Source organism: Winslowiella arboricola (assembly GCF_025527015.1).
Classification (GTDB): Bacteria; Pseudomonadota; Gammaproteobacteria; order Enterobacterales; family Enterobacteriaceae; genus Erwinia; species Erwinia arboricola.
Genome location: NZ_JAODIM010000043.1, coordinates 662,702 through 680,287 on the forward strand (window position 1 = coordinate 662,702; position 17,586 = coordinate 680,287).

The window sequence follows — 17,586 nt, forward strand, 5'->3', positions numbered from 1 at the left end:
GAACGATTCTGCTGGCAGGATCAGTTCATCACCGCAACAAAGCTAAAAGCGATAATCACTAACAGTGAGCCTACAGTGGTCATCAGAGACAACTTGAGATTAGTATCCACACCTACTCCTTAAAGACCCTAAAATTAATAGCGGTATAGATTTTCCCATAGTTACGGGTAAAAATCTCGTTTTCTTGTCACAGCCTTGATAGAATTCTTCTTTTCCGTTGCGCAACAACTGCAACACCGCGTTACTTGCCGTGTTTCCTGACGTCATTCCCCTTCCCGGCGTCACTCAGAATGCAACAATGAAACCGATCGCTGTCTGAATAACGCGCGGCGGACGCAAACGTTTAACATGATATTTATCAATGCGTTGAGATAAGCGCAGGAGTACCAGTTCAATGGCAACAATTAAAGATGTGGCGAAACGCGCCGGTGTTTCGACCACCACCGTTTCGCATGTCATCAATAAAACACGTTTTGTCGCGGAAGATACGCGTGAAGCGGTTTGGGCCGCCATCAAAGAGTTACACTATTCGCCCAGCGCCGTTGCGCGCAGTCTGAAGGTTAACCATACCAAGTCGATTGGTTTGCTGGCGACCTCCAGTGAAGCACCCTATTTTGCTGAAATTATTGAAGCCATCGAAACGCGCTGTTTTGCCAAAGGCTATACGCTGATTCTGGGCAACGCCCATAACGATCTGCAGAAACAGCAGGCTTATCTGTCGATGATGGCGCAGAAGCGCGTCGACGGCCTGCTGGTGATGTGTTCGGAGTACCCGGACGAGCTGCTGAAAATGCTGGAAGATAATCGCAATATCCCGATGGTGGTGATGGATTGGGGCGAGTCGCGCGGCGATTTCACCGATACCGTGCTGGATAATGCCTTTGAGGGCGGTTATCTGGTGGGACGCTATCTGATCGATCGCGGCCACCGTGATATCGGCGCGATTCCCGGGCAACTGAAGCGCAACACCGGCGGCGGACGCCATGCGGGCTTCCTGAAGGCGCTGAATGAGGCCAATATCCAGCTGCGTGATGAGTGGATCGTGCAAGGAGATTTTGAACCGGAATCCGGCTATCGCGCAATGCAGCAAATATTGTCGCAGAAACAGCGCCCAACCGCTGTCTTCTGCGGTGGCGATATTATGGCGATGGGAGCGATTTGCGCCGCTGATGAGATGGGTTTGCGCGTGCCACAGGATATTTCGGTGATCGGTTATGACAATGTGCGCAACGCGCGCTATTTCACGCCAGCACTGACTACCGTGCATCAGCCGAAAGAGCGTCTGGGCGAAACCGCCTTCGATATGTTGCTGGATCGCATTACCAGCAAACGTGAAGATCCACAGACTATCGAAGTCCATCCGTCACTGATCGAACGCCGCTCGGTTGCCGATGGTCCGTTCCGCGACTATCGCCGCTAAGTTGCCTGCCGGTCACTGCGGTGGCCGGTTAACCTTCCTCTCGCAACCACTCTTCGTTCATCGTCTCCGGATCGCCCAGATACTCCAGTAACCAGTTCAGCGCCGGGGACGCGCTCTGCTGCGCCCAGCTGACACAGCATGGGCTGTCGGGGAAAGCGGCGGGCAGATTCAGGGTCACCAGTTCGCCACTGGCGATCAGCGGTGCGGCAAAATGGCCCGGCACCATGCCGACGCAAAGCCCGGCCAGCAGACAATCAAATGCACTCTCCCAGTCCGGCGCCACCAGCCGCCGCTGATTATCCAGCGTCCAGGTAATACGCCTGGTCAGACTGCGTGAGGTATCTTCCAGCACCAGCGATGGCCACTGACGTATACTCTCTTCATCAATCACGCCCTGCTTTTGCGCCAGTGGATGTGCAGCGCTGACCACGCAGCGCCAGTTAAGCGCGCCCATATCGCGAAAACCAAAACGTCCGCCGACCGGAATTGCCTGCGTGGCGCCAATTGCCATATCCACTCGCCCGTCCACCAGCGCATCCCAGACGCCATTGAAAACTTCATGGGACACCAGCAGCTCCATATCGGGGAAATGACGATAGAAATCCAGCACCAGCTGGCGGGTACGCTGTGGTTTAACAATTGAATCGACGGCGATACTCAGCTGCCCGCGCCAGCCATTCGCCACCTGCTGACACTGACGGCGGGTGGCAAGCATTTTTTTGATAACAGCGCGCCCTTCCTGGATAAAAACTTTGCCAGCATCGGTGAGCACGACGTCGCGATGGCGGCGCTCAAACAGCGACACCGCTAACCACTGCTCCAGTTGTCGCACGGTATAGCTTATCGCCGAAGGCACGCGATGCAGCTCGCTGGCGGCGGCGCTAAAGCTCCCGGTACGTGCAACAGCATCAACCACTTCCAGAGAATGTTCTGACCACATAAGTTGCCTGCAAATTTTTTGAACGCAATACGCAAATATTAGCGTTTCACAAGCCAGTATGCACCCGATTACACTCAGCGCGTTAAAATCACCTGCATAAAAAAAGAGTTATCTGATGATCAAGTCAAAAGGATTTATTGTTTACCTGGCGCTGTTAAGCATGCTGGGTTTTCTTGCTACCGATATGTACCTGCCTGCCTTTGGCGCCATGCAACAGGATCTGCACACCCATCCCGGCGCAATCAGCGCCAGTCTGAGCGTTTTTCTCGCCGGTTTTGCCAGTGCACAGCTGCTCTGGGGGCCGCTGTCCGACCGTATTGGTCGCAAACCGGTGCTGGTGATTGGCCTGAGTCTGTTTGCATTCGGCTGCGCCGGAATGCTGGCGGTGCAGGATGCCGGGATACTGCTGCTGCTGCGCTTTATCCAGGCAGCAGGTGTCTGTTCGGCAGCGGTAAGCTGGCAGGCGCTGGTGGTTGACCGTTACAGCGGGGCACAGGCCAACCGGGTGTTCGCCACCATTATGCCGCTGGTCGCCCTCTCCCCGGCACTCGCGCCATTGCTGGGCGCCTGGTTGCTGAACCATTTTAGCTGGCGTGCGATTTTTGTCGCCCTGCTGCTGATTGCAGTGGCATTACTGATCCCGACCCTGCGTCTTAAGCCTGCGGCACCAACCGCCACGGCAACCGATCAACCGCGGGTCAGTTTTCTGTCATTATTGAAATCGCGGATCTACAGCGGCAATGTGCTGATCTATGCTGCCTGTTCCGCCAGCTTTTTTGCCTGGCTCACCGGTTCGCCGTTTATTCTGGCGGATTTGGGCCTGACGCCCGGCGATATCGGTTTAAGTTATGTACCGCAGACGCTGGCGTTTTTAGTGGGCGGTTTTGGTTGTCGTGCATTGCTGCAACGGATGGCAGGTAAAACCCTGCTGCCGTGGCTGCTGCTGGGCTATGCCATTAGCATCAGCGCCATCTTTGCCGTTGCCCTTTCTGGCCAGACGTCATTAACCGCGTTACTGATCCCGTTTTGCGGTATGGCGATGGCCAATGGCGCCATCTATCCGATTGTCGTGGCCAACGCGCTGCTGCCGTTCCCGCATGCCACCGGCAAAGCGGCGGCGTTACAGAATATGTTGCAGCTCGGACTCTGCTTCTGCGCCAGTATGGCAGTATCAACACTGATCGCCAATGTGCTGCTTACCACCACCGCCATTATGCTGCTCACCATAATTATTGCTTTGGCGGGATATGCACTACAATTTCAACGCAAAGCTGCAAAACCCTGTTCGGTAGTAAAATCATTTAGTTAGCACGCTAACAATATTATATTGAATATTGCCTGCCGTGAGCATATACTCATCTAAGGCAATATTTTATAACAATAAATCAACACTATTTTGTCAGACCTGACAGGGTTGTCGTGGTGTTTTTCGGCGTGGCATTCGCGACGCATCTCTGCAGAATCTTTTCGTTCAATTTCAATCCTCTGTTTAACGTCGGATATCAGGCACACGGATTATCCGTGAGTTCTCTCACAATCCTGCAGAAATTGGCTATTCTATTTCTCAGGTTCTGATCACAGCAGGTGATGGAGAAGCTATGAGTTCATCGTGTATAGAAGAAGTGAGCTTGGAAGAAAACCACTGGTACCGGATTGTCCACGAGATGCTGCAAATTGCCGGTATCGCAGTGAACGGTTCACATCCATGGGATATTCAGGTTAAAAACCCCGAATTCTTTCGCCGCGTATTGCAGGAAGGTTCGCTGGGACTGGGTGAAAGCTATATGGACGGCTGGTGGGAGTGTGAACGCCTCGATATGTTTTTTCATCGGGTGATACAACATAAACTTGACCAGCAACTGCCCCACCACTTCAAAGATACGCTGCGCATCGCCGCGGCACGCCTGACCAATCTGCAATCAAAAAAACGCGCGTGGATTGTCGGCAAAGAGCATTACGATCTGGGTAACGATCTGTTTTCGCTTATGCTCGACTCACATATGCAGTACTCCTGCGGATACTGGAAAGACGCCGCCACCCTTGAAGAAGCACAGCATGCCAAGCTGAAGATGATCTGCGACAAGCTGCAGTTGCAACCGGGCATGTCACTGCTGGATATTGGCTGCGGCTGGGGCGGGCTGGCGGAGTTTGCCGCACGCCACTATGACGTCAGCGTGGTTGGCGTGACCATCTCGGCCGAGCAACAGAAACTGGCGCAACAGCGCTGCGCCGGTCTTGATGTCACCATTTTATTGCAGGATTATCGCGATCTGAGCCAGCAGTTTGACCGCATAGTTTCGGTCGGGATGTTTGAACATGTCGGGCCAAAAAATTACGCCACCTATTTTACCGTCGCCAACCACAATTTAAAGCCAGAGGGTATTTTCCTGCTGCATACGATTGGCGCGCTGAAAACCGATATGAATCTTGATCCCTGGATTAATAAATATATTTTCCCCAATGGCTGTCTGCCGTCGGCACGCCATATCAGCGTTGCCAGTGAACCGCATTTTGTCATGGAAGACTGGCATAACTTTGGCGCGGACTACGACACCACTCTGATGGCCTGGCATCAGCGTTTTATTGAGGGCTGGCCGCAGCTGGCCGAACACTACGGGGAACGTTTTAAACGGATGTTCAGTTACTATCTGAATGCCTGTGCTGGCGCGTTTCGCGCGCGCGATATTCAGCTTTGGCAGGTGGTATTTAGCCATGGCGTGGAAGGCGGCTTAAGAGTGCCGCATTAATAACCGTTTAACACGGGCGGCGAGAACGCCGCCACTACAGGAATGGTGTGCAGGGGCGGCGTTCTCGCCGCCCGTTTTTCAGGGCTGTAAATGCTCTGCCGCCGTCGCCAGCAGCGCCGCTTCGCGCTGAGCCAGCACCCGCTCCACCGTTTCGACTATCGCCTGGGTTTGCGGATCGATTTCAATATTCACCCGCTGCCCCAGTTTTTTGCCGCCAAGCGTGGTACGCATCAACGTTTCAGGGATCAGATGCACGCAGAATTTAGTTTTGCTGACTTCACCCACTGTCAGGCTAATACCGTCAATTCCGATATAACCTTTACGCAAAATAAACTTCATCAGCTGCGCATCCTGCGGTTTAAACCAGATTTCGCGGTTATTTTCTGAATTAATGATCTTACAGATTTCCGCGGTGGTCATAATATGGCCGGACATTAAATGCCCGCCAATCTCATCGCTGAATTTCGCCGCACGCTCGACATTGACTTGATCACCCGTCTGTAATTCACCGAGGTTGGTCACGCGCAATGTCTCTTTCACCAGATCAAAACTGACCTGGTCACCCTCGATATGGGTCACCGTCAGACAGCAACCGTTGTGCGACACCGATGCGCCTAATTCCAGCCCCGGCAACATCTCCGGCGGTAATTTAACGATATGGGTGCGAAAATTGGTTTTTTCTTCAATCGACAGCACCTCAGCGGTGCCCTGCACAATTCCGGTAAACATGCTTAAGCCTCAGTCTGTTTTTTGACAATCTTAACACAACTGTAATGCCACGCCGATAAAAGCCAACAGCAACCTGTGCTAACTGTATAACATTAAGAGCGATTATCTGGTTTGAAGATTGGCTTAAACCGCGACGCCCGTTACACTACACGGCTTACTATTCTGATTTAAATTCAGGCGCCCGCCCGGGCGTAAAATTCGTTCACCCTTAATAAAATGGACAAGGTGTTTGTGTGCAGAAGTATTTGACAGAAGCGCGTCAATTATTAGCCCTCGCAATTCCGGTGATCCTTGCGCAAGTGGCGCAAACCTCCATGGGCTTTGTCGATACCATTATGGCCGGTGCCGTCAGCGCCACGGATATGGCCGCCGTAGCAGTCGGTACCTCTGTCTGGCTGCCGACCATTCTGTTTGGTCATGGCCTGATCCTCGCATTAACGCCGGTGGTGGCGCAGCTTAACGGCTCCGGCCGTCGCGAACGCATCGGGCATCAGGTGCGTCAGGCGTACTGGCTGGCGGGTTTTGTCTCCATCCTGATTATGCTGGTGCTGTATAACGCCGGGTATATGATTTCAGCGATGAAAGGTATTGACCCGGAAATGGCACGTATCGCCGTCGGCTATCTGCACGCGCTGCTGTGGGGCGCGCCCGGCTATCTGTTCTTCCAGGTGGTGCGTTGTCAGTGTGAAGGGCTGTCAAAAACCAAACCCGGCATGGTGCTGGGCTTTATTGGTCTGCTGGTCAATATTCCGGTTAACTATATCTTTATCTATGGTCATTTTGGCATGCCCGCACTGGGCGGCATCGGCTGTGGTGTCGCCACCGCTTCAGTGTACTGGGTGATGTTTATTCTGATCAAAGCGTGGAGCAACCGTGCATCTTCCCTGCGTGATATCCGTTTAAGCAACCGCTTTGACGCCCCTGACTGGGCGGTGCTGCGACGTTTAACCGGCCTCGGTATGCCGGTGGCGCTGGCGCTGTTCTTTGAAGTCACGCTGTTTGCCGTCGTCGCCCTGCTGGTTTCGCCGCTGGGTATCGTTAAAGTGGCCGGTCACCAGATTGCGCTGAACTTTAGCTCGCTGATGTTTGTTCTGCCGCTCTCTTTAGGCGTAGCGGCCACCATCCGCGTGGGTTTCAGTCTCGGGCAGGGTTCCGCGGAAGGCGCGCGCGTCGCTGCCTGGACCGCACAGGGCGTTGGCGTTGCGATGGCGGCGCTGACCGCGACCTTTACGGTGATTTTCCGCGAGCAGATTGCGCTGCTGTATAACGACAACCCGGAAGTGGTCACCCTGGCGGCGCAACTGATGCTGCTGGCGGCGATTTACCAGTTCTCCGATTCGATTCAGGTCATTGGCAGCGGCATTTTGCGTGGTTATAAAGACACCCGCTCGATCTTCTATATCACTTTTATCGCCTACTGGGTGCTGGGTCTGCCGAGTGGTTATGTGCTGGCGATGACCAACTGGGTGGTGCCGGCGCTTGGTCCGGCCGGTTTCTGGTGTGGCTTTATTATTGGTCTTACCTCGTCGGCGGTGATGATGATCTGGCGCATGCGCCGTCTGCAACAATTGCCGGCAGAAGTGATTCTGGCGCGTGCAGCACGTTAATTTCAGGGCGTTTTACGCCCTTCACGTTTAAAAAAAACGCTGATTGCACAGTTGCGCAGCAGTCGATAACAAAAATAGATGTTTCCACTTGCCAGCCGGGGACACTGCCGTTAATATTCGTCCCCGTTGTCAACACGATAGCGAAATGATGCGTCCGTAGCTCAGTTGGTTAGAGCACCACCTTGACATGGTGGGGGTCGGTGGTTCGAGTCCACTCGGACGCACCAAAATGATGTAGCAGTAAAGCGTTCTTAGCTCAGTTGGTTAGAGCACCACCTTGACATGGTGGGGGTCGGAGGTTCGAGTCCTCTAGAACGCACCACTTCTTTTTTCCCTCTTTTTATATACTCCATCTCAACGTTGAAAATGATGCATCATCGCTTTTTGCAGCGCCAGCATCGGCACTGACTGATGAGACTGATCCGCATAAACCACAAATTCCGTTTGCAGATTCTGCTGTTGTCCCGCCTGTAATCGCCATGCCAGCTCGCGAATGCCATCGACCATCCGTCGTTGCCGGCGATGCTGCGCCAGCGTTGCGCGCGTGGTCGCGTCCAGTGTCAGTTCGAAACGTTGCAGCGACTGCTCATACTCACCCACCGACAGCAACAGCACCTTCTGTGCTGCGATATCCGCCCGCCGGGCAAAGCTGGCGGCCATAGCGCTGAGATAGCCATCATTCCACCATACCGACGGACTGGAGGCATAGTAGTGGCGAAAACTGTCGCTGGCGGTAAACAGCGTATTCAGGGTAAAGAGCCCGCCATAGGAGTGACCAAAAAGCGCAGCATTACGGGTGTTGATTGATAACTGGCTGCTAAGCCACGGGGTTATCTCATGCAGCATAACGTTGAGAAAGGCTTCCGACTGCCCTGCCATGCCCGGCGGATAAAAGCCGCCCTGCGGACTGGCTTCCGCTACCTGCTGCGCCACCGCCGGACGATAATCTTTTTCCCGCCGGCTGCCATCAGGATAATCAATCGCCACCACCACGCCGGGCAGCATGCTACAGCGCGGATGTGCCAGTGTGCGCATCAGATATTCAGCTATCGGAAAATAGCTGGCGCCATCCAGCAGAAAGATCACCGGCCAGCCATTTTCCGGGGCGGGCTCATCCGGCCAGCACAGCTGGATACGGTAATCGCCGCAGCTGGCGGAGTGAAAAATTTCATCACGGGTAAGCATAAACGTCTCTCTGGGTTCGGCCGGGATAAGAAAACTGCCTTTTCATCACCGTGCCGTCAATTGTTTCAGAACGGCATTAATCGCCCGCAGGACAGCATTTTCAGCTTTTTCCTGGTATAAATTTGACGGCGCGAAATCTGGCTTACGCTTGCGCAACATCACTTTTTCTTGATCTTACAGAGGTTGTTGCACAGCTTTTTAATTGGTTTTCGCACACTTAGCGACTATAATACGAACCGTTGTCTCACTTGAATGGTTTCAGCCAATTGACCTGTCGATACTTACAACGATCACAGTTTGCGCAACCTAGCCCGGCGGGCCAGCTAAACCATCCGCACAACTTCCTCTGCACGCTTTATATCTGTCACCTATTCTTACTCTGTAGCGCAGTTCGCTTGTTACCAGGCACAAATTTCTCCTTCGGTGGTCACGCCATCGAAATCAATCCTTTAATCATCCATCACAACTTATAGATAACTTGCTCATGAAAAAGACCAAGATCGTATGTACTATCGGTCCAAAAACCGAATCGGAAGAAATGCTGACCAACCTGCTTGATGCAGGTATGAACGTAATGCGCCTTAACTTCTCCCATGGTGATTATGCCGAACACGGTCAGCGCATCGTTAATCTGCGCAATGTAATGAGCAAAACCGGCCATCAGGCTGCGGTCTTGCTTGACACCAAAGGCCCGGAAATCCGTACCATGAAGCTGGAAGGCGGCGTTGATGCCTCTCTGAAAGCGGGCCAGACTTTTACCTTTACCACCGACCAGTCAGTGATCGGTAACACCGAGCGTGTTGCGGTGACTTATGCTGGCTTCGCGGCGGATCTGAAGATCGGCAATACCGTACTGGTTGATGACGGCCTGATCGGCATGGAAGTGACCGAAGTCACCGAAAACAGCGTGGTATGTAAAGTGCTGAACAACGGTGACCTTGGCGAAAACAAAGGTGTAAACCTGCCAGGCGTCTCCATCCAGCTGCCCGCGCTGGCGGAAAAAGATAAACGCGACCTGATTTTCGGTTGCGAGCAAGGCGTTGACTTCGTTGCCGCCTCGTTTATCCGCAAACGTTCTGACGTGCTGGAAATCCGTGAACACCTGAAGCAGCACGGCGGCGAACATATTCAGATCATCTCCAAGATCGAGAACCAGGAAGGTCTGAATAACTTCGACGAAATTCTTGATGCCTCTGACGGTATCATGGTGGCGCGTGGCGATCTCGGCGTCGAAATTCCGGTAGAAGAAGTGATCTTCGCCCAGAAGATGATGATCAAAAAATGTAACCGCGCACGTAAAGTGGTGATCACCGCCACCCAGATGCTCGATTCCATGATCAAAAACCCGCGCCCTACCCGTGCGGAAGCTGGCGATGTGGCTAACGCCATCCTCGACGGTACTGATGCAGTAATGTTGTCAGGCGAAAGCGCGAAAGGTAAATACCCGCTGGAGTCGGTCACCATTATGGCGACCATCTGTGAGCGTACCGACCGCGTGATGAAGAGCCGTATTGACTCGCAGCACGACAGTCGCAAAATGCGCATCACTGAAGCCGTCTGCCGCGGTGCGGTAGAAACAGCGGAAAAACTGGAGTCGCCGCTGATTGTGGTCGCCACCGAAGGCGGTAAGTCAGCCAAGTCGATCCGTAAGTACTTCCCGAACGCCACCATCCTGGCGCTGACCACCAATGAACAGACCGCACGTCAGCTGCTGCTGAGCAAAGGCATCATTACCCATATTGTGAAAGAGATCGCCTCTACCGATGATTTCTACCGTATTGGTAAAGAAGCGGCACTGGAAAGTGGCTATGGGCTGAAAGGCGAAGTGGTGGTGATGGTATCCGGCGCATTAGTGCCAAGTGGCACCACCAACACCGCGTCGGTTCACGTTCTGTAATTAAAGATTACCCTTCGCAGACAAAAAGCGCCTTAAAGGCGCTTTTTTTACAACTTCAGTAAACAGTTTTTAAGAAATTTCCAATCGAAAATAACTATTCAAATTCGGAAATAACCAAGATTGATCCGATTAAAACTTTCTGTTTTCTTTTAATTTTTTGTTTTTTTCGGTCATACAGATGTTTCTTTGAGCGAACGATCAACTTTAGGCACGTTCTCATCAAAAAATTATTCTCATTACAAAATACTTTGTGTAATACTTGTAACGCTACATGGAGATTAACTCAATCTAGAGGGTATAAATAATGAATCGTACTAAACTGGTACTGGGCGCGGTAATCCTGGCTTCAACTATGCTGGCTGGTTGTTCTAGCAATGCTAAAATCGACCAACTGTCTACTGACGTTCAGACTCTGAACGCTAAAGTTGACCAGCTGAGCAACGACGTGAACGCAGTGCGTTCTGACGTTCAGGCTGCTAAAGACGACGCAGCACGCGCTAACCAGCGTCTGGACAACCAGGCTCACGCTTACAAAAAATAAGCGCGTTCTGGTAATAAAAATGGCGCACAATGTGCGCCATTTTTTTTGTCTTTTTTTTAGCTCTTTTATGCCTCTCATGTACCCGTTATCAGCAAGGGCGGCGAGAACGCCGCCCCTACAAAGATACTGGTGTCTGTAGGGGCGGCGTTCTCGCCGCCCGTAACCAACACCCCATTTTCTGGCTGCTCAGCGCTATTCTGCCGGTGGTTCGCCAGTCGCCTGTGAGATTGTGGCGGGTTGACTGCCAGACGGCTCAGAATGCGTCTGCTGCTGTATAATCTCTGATAGTGGCGTATTCTCATCCACCGCTTCACCACTGTTCACCAGCACCGGCATACCGGAACGACGCGCAAGGGTCTGTTTGATCAGCGCGCTGTCACTATATTTGTTGCTGATAAAGGTCTGCGCTGATTTAGTGAGCGGCAGCTTCATGGTCTGCGGGTCATCACTTTCGTTACGCGACAGCGGCTGGTGCACCTCAATATAGCGCTTGCCGTCCGGCTCAATGGCGTACTTCACTGGCTGGTTGATCACCTGCACCCGCGTCCCTTTTGGCACCGCATTAAACAATGCCTCGATATCGTCCGGGCGCAAACGGATACAGCCGGAGCTGACGCGCATGCCAATACCGAAGTTGGCATTGGTGCCATGGATCAGATACTGGCCTTTACCGTACGCCAGACGCAGCGCATACAGCCCCATCGGGTTATCCGGTCCGGCAGGCACCACCGCAGGCAGCGTCACGCCATCCTGCGCATAGCGCTTGCGGATATTGGCGGTCGGTGTCCAGGTGGGATTAGGCACTTTCTGTCCGACACTGGTTACCACCAGCGGCGTCATAATGCCCTGCTGGCCGATACCTATCGGATAGACAATCACCCGGTTTTCGCCTTTCGGGTAATAATAGAGCCGCAGCTCGGCGAGATTGACCACAATGCCTTCGCGTTTGGTATCCGGCAGCAGCATCTGGGTGGGTATAGTCAGCTGGCTGTTCGCTTTCGGCAGCCAGGGGTCGGTGCCCGGATTGGCTTCCAGCATACCCAGCAGACCAATTTTGTACTCAGCGGCGATCTGTTCCAGCGAGCGGTTATCACCCGGCACAATATAGGTGCTGTTCTCGCCAATCAGGCGGCTGTTTTCGGCAGGTAAGGGATAGTCTGTCGCGCTGGCGATGCGCGTCCCGGCAAGCAGGGTAAGAAGGAAAAATCCGGCAAGGTGTGACACAGGTTTCATGCGCAACTCTCTCGTTATCAATGAAAGACACCCCGCTTAGCGAAACGAGGTGTTCAACGAGAAGTGTAGCTCAGGCGAGCGTCTGTGCTTTGAGACGAATGGCGCGAATCATCGCTTCCAGCCCCTGTGAACGGGACGGGGTGAGGTGCTGGGTCAGAGCAAGTTGTTCAAACCACGGTCGCACATCAAATTCAACAATTTCACGGGCAGTCATCTGCTGATAAAGAATAAAGACGATGGCAATCAGTCCCTTAACAATCGCCGCATCGCTGTCGCCCTGTAACTGGATTTTACCGTCGCTGGCTTGATCCATTACAATCCATACCTGGCTCTGACAGCCGGAAATGGTGTTCTCAGGCTGATGCAATGAATCGGACAATTCTGGCAAAACTGCGCCTAATTCAATTACGTACAGATACTTCTCTTCCCAGTTGGCGCAGCGATTAAAATTGCGCACCAGCTTCTCTTTGTCTGGCAGTGTTGCCATCAGTTCCTCCCTTGCCTGCTGAGTGGCATCAGCCACCCAGCAAACGATGAATACGTAGCAGACCAGCAACCAGCCGATCGGCCTCTTCTTCGCTATTATACATGGCAAAGGAAGCGCGACACATCGCCGGTACCTGGTAATAATTCATCAGTGGCATAGCACAGTGATGGCCGGTGCGGATCGCAATGCCATACTGATCGAGGAAGCTACCGACATCATAGGCGTGATGACGGCCAAGGTTAAAGGCAATCACGCCTGCACGCTGTTGCGGTCCGTAGATAATCAGGTCGGGAACCGACGCCAGTTTATCCAGCGCATAACGCATCAGCATCTGCTCGCGCTGCTGGATATTATCCAGACCCAGCGCGGCCACATAAGCCAGTGCGGCGCCCAGACCGATAATTCCACCGGTATTAGGCGTACCAGCCTCAAAACGCCATGGCGCAGCGGCAAAGGTGGTGCCTTCCGTCAGGCTGACGGTAGCGATCATCGATCCGCCGCCCTCCCATGGGGGCATCTGATCCAGCAGCGCTTTGCGGCCATACAGCACGCCAATCCCGGTCGGACCGTAGATTTTATGGCCGGAGAACACGTAGAAGTCACAGTCGATATCCTGCACATCGATCTTCTCGTGCATCACCGCCTGCGCGCCGTCAATCAGGGTAACCACACCGGCGGCTTTCGCCTGGGCAACCAGCGCTTTAACCGGGTTGATTGAACCCAGCACGTTGGAAACCTGAGTCACCGCCAGAATGCGCGTGCGGCTGTCAATTAATGACGGCAACAGCGCCACATCCAGCTCACCCTGCGGTGTCAGCGGCAGGACGCGAATTTCCGCGCCCACACGTTTGGCTACCATCTGCCATGGCACGATATTGGCGTGGTGCTCCATCTGGGTGATGATAATGTTATCACCCGCCTGCAGCTGACTACCGCCCCAGCTGCTGGCCACCAGATTAATGCCTTCGGTTGTGCCTTTAACAAACACAATCTCTTCTGGCGACGCGGCATTCAGAAAACGCGCCGCCTGGTTGCGCACATTTTCCATCGCCGTGGTGGCTTCAGCGCTCAGGGTGTGAATACCGCGATGCACTGCGGCATAGCCATGCTGATAGAAATGGCTTTCCGCGTTAATCACCGCTAGCGGTTTTTGCGCGCTGGCGGCACTGTCGAGATAGGCCAACGGCTGGCCGTTGACCTCGCGCGACAGAATCGGAAAGTCCGCTCTGACGCGCGCAAGATCAAAATTCATTCGGTGCCTCCGGGAAACGCCGTGAGATACGGTGCAATACCACCTCTTTCAGCGTTTCATCAGTGATCGCTTCCGTCAGCTCTGCGGCAAAAGCGTAGATAATCATGCGCTCTGCGGACTCTTTATCGATCCCGCGCGAACGCAGATAAAACATCTGCTCGTCGTCAATACGACCAATGGTGGCGCCATGGCTGCATTTAACGTCATCGGCATAAATTTCCAGCTGCGGTTTGGTGTCCACTTCCGCCAGTCGTCCCAGCAACAGGTTGTTATTGGTCATCTGTCCGTCAGTTTTCAGCGCATGCTTCGCCACTTTAATCATGCCGTTAAACACCGCGCGCGCACGATCGCGCACGATGGTTTTATGCAGCTGACGGCTCTGGCAATGGCCTTTATTGTGCTCAAGATAAGTACGGGTATCTGATACGTCTTTATCGATCGGCAGAATCAGGCTGTTAATCACCAGGTTGCTGTTTTCACCATTCAACTGTGAACTGGTGTTATGACGCGTCAGACCAGCGCCCAGCAGGAAGCTCTGGCTGTTAACCCGGCAATCGCGCAGCAGCGTAATGTCGTTATGGGCAAAGTGGTAACTGCCGACGTTCTCAAATGCCAGTTTGGTGTGATTCAGCTGAGCATTGTTGCCAAGCGCCATCGTCATACGCGCGCCGGTAAAATGCACCGCATCATTCAGGCTGACATAATGTTCAATCACCTCGGCTTCAGCGCCATCTTCAAGCTGCAGATGGTGACGATAGTGCGAGGTGTTCATCTGCGCAGCACCGCTGCCGCTGCTGATATGCAGCAGATACAGCGGTCGCGGCGCCACTTTGCCACGTGCCAGCTGCACGGTGGTGGCCTCTTCCGCCAGACTTTCGGTCAGATGCAAAAACACTTCCGGCTGAACTGGCGCAGCAAAGGCGCGGCGTTCAGCAGAATGGGAAATCTGAATATCAAACAGGTCAAAGTTGCTGTCGCTAAATTCAGCGCTGAACTTGCCATCAATATACACCAGACGCACCGCATCCAGATCCAGCGTCAGCTGCGCCAGATCCTCAGCGCTGACATGGCCATTTTGCGCTAGCACAAAGCTTTCGCCAAACAGCGTTTCCAGCGGCGTATATTTCCAGTTTTCCTGCTTGCGCGTCGGTAAACCTAAACGCAGTAGCTGCTGCCAGTGTTGCTGCGCCTGTAGCGAGCGGTTTTCACCACGCGACTCAAACAGGTGATGCCACTGTTGCAGCGCGTTTTCACTCTTCGTCGGTAAGCCAGCCATAGCCCTGCTCCTCCAACTGTTTAACCAGGCTAAAGTCGCCGGATTTAACGATTTTGCCCTGATAAAGCACGTGAACGAAATCCGGCTTGATGTAATCGAGAATACGCTGATAGTGGGTGACGATAATAAATGAACGTTTACCATCACGCAGGGTGTTGACGCCGTTAGCGACAATTTTCAGCGCATCGATATCCAGACCGGAGTCGGTCTCATCAAGAATGCACAGTTCAGGTTCCAGGGCTGCCATCTGCAGAATATCGTTACGTTTTTTCTCACCACCGGAGAAGCCGACGTTTACTGAACGGGTCAGCAAATCTTCCGGCATTTTCAGCAGGTGAATTTTATCTTCGATAAAGTCCTGGAAATCAAACCGATCCAGCGCTTCCTGACCACGGTATTTACGTACCGAGTTGACCGACGTCTGCAGGAAGAACTGGTTACTGACGCCCGGGATCTCAACCGGATACTGGAACGCCATAAAGATGCCTTCACCCGCACGCTCTTCCGGCGCCAGTTCCAGCAGGTCTTTGCCTTTGAAGCTTACTTCACCGCCAACCACTTCATACTCTTCGCGTCCGGCCAGGGTCGCGGAGAGTGTGCTCTTGCCTGAGCCATTCGGGCCCATAATGGCGTGGACTTCACCGGGTTTAACCTCTAAATCCAGACCGCGCAAAATCGGCTTGTCTTCAATACTTACCTGTAAATTTTTGATACTTAACATAGAATTTCCTTCACATTGCCATCCGGCAACGGTTCTTATCGCGACGCGGGTTTAGCCCACGCTATGTTCCAGACTGATGGCCAGCAGTTTTTGCGCTTCAACAGCAAATTCCAGCGGCAGTTCGGAGAAGACGTCTTTACAGAAGCCATTCACAATCATCGAGATGGCGTCATCTTCACTGATACCGCGCTGCACACAATAGAACAGTTGATCTTCACCGATGCGCGAGGTAGTTGCCTCGTGCTCCAGCTGGGCGGTGTTGTTGCGCACTTCAACATACGGGAACGTATGGGCGCCACAGTCAGCACCAATCAGCATTGAGTCACACTGGGTGAAGTTACGGGCATTGGTGGCGGTCGGCATGATTTTCACCAGACCACGGTAGGTGTTCTCACTTTTACCGGCGGAAATCCCTTTGGAGATAATCGTCGATTTGGTGTTTTTACCGATATGGATCATCTTGGTGCCGGTATCGGCCTGCTGATGACCGGCGGTCAGGGCTACCGAGAAGAACTCACCGATAGAGTTGTCGCCGCGCAGGATCACACTCGGGTATTTCCAGGTAATCGCTGAACCGGTTTCTGACTGGGTCCAGGACATTTTGCTGCCGTCGCCTTCGCACAGCGCGCGTTTGGTGACGAAGTTCAGAATACCGCCTTCGGCTTCACCACCTGCGAACCAGTTCTGCACCGTCGAGTATTTCACTTCGGCGTTTTTATGGATGATCACTTCCACTACCGCCGCGTGCAGCTGATAGGTGTCACGCACCGGCGCCGAGCAACCTTCGATATAGCTGACGTAGCTGTCTTCATCGGCAATCAGGATGGTGCGTTCGAACTGACCGGTCTTCGCCGCGTTAATGCGGAAATAGGTCGACAGTTCCATCGGGCAGCGCACCCCTTTCGGGATATAGACGAAGGTGCCGTCGGAAGCCACAGCAGAGTTAAGCGCGGCAAAGAAGTTATCGTTGGACGGCACCACGGTGCCAAGATACTTCTGCACCAGCTCCGGGTGGTCATGGATGGCTTCACTGAATGAGCAGAAAATAATCCCCTGCTCCGCCAGCTTATGACGGTAAGTGGTGGAAACCGATACTGAGTCAAAAATGGCGTCGACCGCCACTTCCTGACCTTCACGCACCGGCACACCCAGCTGTTTAAACGCCTCTTCCACTTCCTGCGTCAGGTAGTTGGCTGGCTCAGCGCCGGACGCCTGGGTGGCGCCAGGTTCAGAGGCACAGCTGTCGTCACAATTGCCGCAGGATGGTGCTGAATAGTAGCTGTAATCCTGATAATCAAGCGATTTGTAGTTAGCTTTCAGCCAGTGTGGCTCGTCCATCTTCAGCCAGGCTTCATAGGCTTTCAGACGGAATTCCAGCATCCATTCAGGTTCATTACGTTTAGCGGAAATCGCGCGGACTACATCTTCGCTGATGCCGTGCGCCAGTTCATCGGTTTCCAGATTGGTAAAGAAGCCTTCTTTGTAGTTCTGATGGCTGCCTTCCCAGATTTGTACATCGTCAGATGCTTCAGTGTGTCGCGACATAACGTT

At 53.2% G+C, this 17,586-nt stretch carries 16 protein-coding genes and 2 tRNA genes; 8 read left to right on the forward strand and 10 right to left on the reverse strand.

Translation table 11 applies throughout. From position 1 onward, the window contains the following. Positions 1–20 precede the first annotated feature (20 nt). On the reverse strand, positions 21–110 hold the full coding sequence (gene cydH / locus N5923_RS20520) for a cytochrome bd-I oxidase subunit CydH (RefSeq protein ID WP_267141644.1): 90 nt from the start codon (positions 108–110) through the stop codon (positions 21–23). A gap of 284 nt (positions 111–394) precedes the next feature. Between cydH and purR the strand changes: the two genes are divergently transcribed. Beyond that, complete coding sequence (gene purR, locus N5923_RS20525; protein WP_267141643.1) at positions 395–1,420, forward strand: HTH-type transcriptional repressor PurR; 1,026 nt, start codon at positions 395–397, stop codon at positions 1,418–1,420. 28 nt (positions 1,421–1,448) lie between these two features. Here purR and punR read toward each other — a convergent pair whose 3' ends face one another. Then, positions 1,449–2,360, reverse strand: a complete 912-nt coding sequence (gene punR, locus N5923_RS20530) for a DNA-binding transcriptional activator PunR (RefSeq protein ID WP_267141642.1) — start codon at positions 2,358–2,360, stop codon at positions 1,449–1,451. 115 nt (positions 2,361–2,475) lie between these two features. On the opposite strand from punR, the gene punC reads away from it, so the two are divergent. Beyond that, positions 2,476–3,669 (forward strand): purine nucleoside transporter PunC, encoded by a 1,194-nt coding sequence (gene punC / locus N5923_RS20535; RefSeq protein WP_267141641.1) that lies wholly within the window; start codon positions 2,476–2,478, stop codon positions 3,667–3,669. Between the two features lie 289 nt (positions 3,670–3,958). Then, positions 3,959–5,107, forward strand: a complete 1,149-nt coding sequence (gene cfa / locus N5923_RS20540) for a cyclopropane fatty acyl phospholipid synthase (RefSeq protein WP_267141640.1) — start codon at positions 3,959–3,961, stop codon at positions 5,105–5,107. A gap of 78 nt (positions 5,108–5,185) precedes the next feature. Here the strand turns inward: cfa and N5923_RS20545 are convergent, their stop codons facing one another. Then, entirely contained in the window at positions 5,186–5,836 is a 651-nt protein-coding gene (locus N5923_RS20545) for a riboflavin synthase subunit alpha (protein WP_267141639.1), read from the reverse strand. 233 nt (positions 5,837–6,069) lie between these two features. Here N5923_RS20545 and N5923_RS20550 point away from each other — a divergent pair, with 233 nt between their 5' ends. The 3 genes from N5923_RS20550 (at position 6,070) to N5923_RS20560 (ending at position 7,765) form a co-directional block, all read left to right on the forward strand. Beyond that, the gene (locus tag N5923_RS20550) at positions 6,070–7,443 is read left to right on the forward strand and encodes an MATE family efflux transporter (protein ID WP_267141638.1); all 1,374 of its coding nucleotides are present in this window, start codon (positions 6,070–6,072) and stop codon (positions 7,441–7,443) included. Between the two features lie 150 nt (positions 7,444–7,593). Further along, positions 7,594–7,670: transfer RNA gene (locus tag N5923_RS20555), tRNA-Val, on the forward strand. An 18-nt stretch (positions 7,671–7,688) separates the two neighbouring features. Continuing rightward, positions 7,689–7,765: transfer RNA gene (locus N5923_RS20560), tRNA-Val, on the forward strand. Between the two features lie 32 nt (positions 7,766–7,797). Here N5923_RS20560 and N5923_RS20565 read toward each other — a convergent pair. Beyond that, positions 7,798–8,628, reverse strand: a complete 831-nt coding sequence (locus N5923_RS20565) for an alpha/beta hydrolase (protein ID WP_267141637.1) — start codon at positions 8,626–8,628, stop codon at positions 7,798–7,800. 484 nt (positions 8,629–9,112) lie between these two features. Between N5923_RS20565 and pykF the strand changes: the two genes are divergently transcribed. Next, positions 9,113–10,525 carry a pyruvate kinase PykF gene (gene pykF, locus N5923_RS20570; protein WP_267141636.1) on the forward strand — a complete coding sequence of 471 codons (1,413 nt, stop codon included), beginning with the start codon at positions 9,113–9,115 and terminating at the stop codon, positions 10,523–10,525. Between the two features lie 304 nt (positions 10,526–10,829). Continuing rightward, positions 10,830–11,066, forward strand: a complete 237-nt coding sequence (locus tag N5923_RS20575; protein WP_017802169.1) for a major outer membrane lipoprotein — start codon at positions 10,830–10,832, stop codon at positions 11,064–11,066. Between the two features lie 192 nt (positions 11,067–11,258). On the opposite strand, the gene N5923_RS20580 is transcribed toward N5923_RS20575, so the two are convergent. From N5923_RS20580 to sufB, 6 genes are all read right to left on the reverse strand, one after another. Further along, positions 11,259–12,299 carry a L,D-transpeptidase family protein gene (locus tag N5923_RS20580; protein ID WP_267144210.1) on the reverse strand — a complete coding sequence of 347 codons (1,041 nt, stop codon included), beginning with the start codon at positions 12,297–12,299 and terminating at the stop codon, positions 11,259–11,261. A 70-nt stretch (positions 12,300–12,369) separates the two neighbouring features. Beyond that, positions 12,370–12,786, reverse strand: coding sequence for a cysteine desulfuration protein SufE (gene sufE, locus N5923_RS20585; RefSeq protein ID WP_267144209.1), 417 nt, complete (start codon positions 12,784–12,786; stop codon positions 12,370–12,372). A gap of 28 nt (positions 12,787–12,814) precedes the next feature. Then, positions 12,815–14,038 (reverse strand): cysteine desulfurase SufS, encoded by a 1,224-nt coding sequence (gene sufS / locus N5923_RS20590; protein WP_267144208.1) that lies wholly within the window; start codon positions 14,036–14,038, stop codon positions 12,815–12,817. Continuing rightward, a complete protein-coding gene (sufD, locus tag N5923_RS20595; protein ID WP_267144207.1) occupies positions 14,028–15,314 on the reverse strand; it encodes a Fe-S cluster assembly protein SufD in 1,287 nt (428 codons plus the stop codon). Before sufD ends, sufS begins: the two co-directional genes overlap by 11 nt. Next, on the reverse strand, positions 15,289–16,035 hold the full coding sequence (gene sufC, locus N5923_RS20600; RefSeq protein ID WP_267144206.1) for a Fe-S cluster assembly ATPase SufC: 747 nt from the start codon (positions 16,033–16,035) through the stop codon (positions 15,289–15,291). The genes sufD and sufC overlap by 26 nt, the downstream gene beginning before the upstream one ends. Before the next feature lie 51 nt (positions 16,036–16,086). Beyond that, positions 16,087–17,580, reverse strand: coding sequence for a Fe-S cluster assembly protein SufB (gene sufB, locus N5923_RS20605; protein WP_267144205.1), 1,494 nt, complete (start codon positions 17,578–17,580; stop codon positions 16,087–16,089). Between the last annotated feature and the right edge of the window lie 6 nt (positions 17,581–17,586).

Bases quoted from the DNA above. Each gene is read 5' to 3' on its own strand.
- sufC (WP_267144206.1), bottom strand. From the start codon at position 16,035: ATGTTAAGTATCAAAAATTTACAGGTAAGTATTGAAGACAAGCCGATT.
- N5923_RS20545 (WP_267141639.1), bottom strand. From the start codon at position 5,836: ATGTTTACCGGAATTGTGCAGGGCACCGCTGAGGTGCTGTCGATTGAA.
- purR (WP_267141643.1), top strand. From the start codon at position 395: ATGGCAACAATTAAAGATGTGGCGAAACGCGCCGGTGTTTCGACCACC.
- punR (WP_267141642.1), bottom strand. From the start codon at position 2,360: ATGTGGTCAGAACATTCTCTGGAAGTGGTTGATGCTGTTGCACGTACC.
- punC (WP_267141641.1), top strand. From the start codon at position 2,476: ATGATCAAGTCAAAAGGATTTATTGTTTACCTGGCGCTGTTAAGCATG.
- sufD (WP_267144207.1), bottom strand. From the start codon at position 15,314: ATGGCTGGCTTACCGACGAAGAGTGAAAACGCGCTGCAACAGTGGCAT.
- N5923_RS20575 (WP_017802169.1), top strand. From the start codon at position 10,830: ATGAATCGTACTAAACTGGTACTGGGCGCGGTAATCCTGGCTTCAACT.
- sufE (WP_267144209.1), bottom strand. From the start codon at position 12,786: ATGGCAACACTGCCAGACAAAGAGAAGCTGGTGCGCAATTTTAATCGC.
- N5923_RS20565 (WP_267141637.1), bottom strand. From the start codon at position 8,628: ATGCTTACCCGTGATGAAATTTTTCACTCCGCCAGCTGCGGCGATTAC.
- sufS (WP_267144208.1), bottom strand. From the start codon at position 14,038: ATGAATTTTGATCTTGCGCGCGTCAGAGCGGACTTTCCGATTCTGTCG.
- sufB (WP_267144205.1), bottom strand. From the start codon at position 17,580: ATGTCGCGACACACTGAAGCATCTGACGATGTACAAATCTGGGAAGGC.
- N5923_RS20580 (WP_267144210.1), bottom strand. From the start codon at position 12,299: ATGAAACCTGTGTCACACCTTGCCGGATTTTTCCTTCTTACCCTGCTT.
- cfa (WP_267141640.1), top strand. From the start codon at position 3,959: ATGAGTTCATCGTGTATAGAAGAAGTGAGCTTGGAAGAAAACCACTGG.
- pykF (WP_267141636.1), top strand. From the start codon at position 9,113: ATGAAAAAGACCAAGATCGTATGTACTATCGGTCCAAAAACCGAATCG.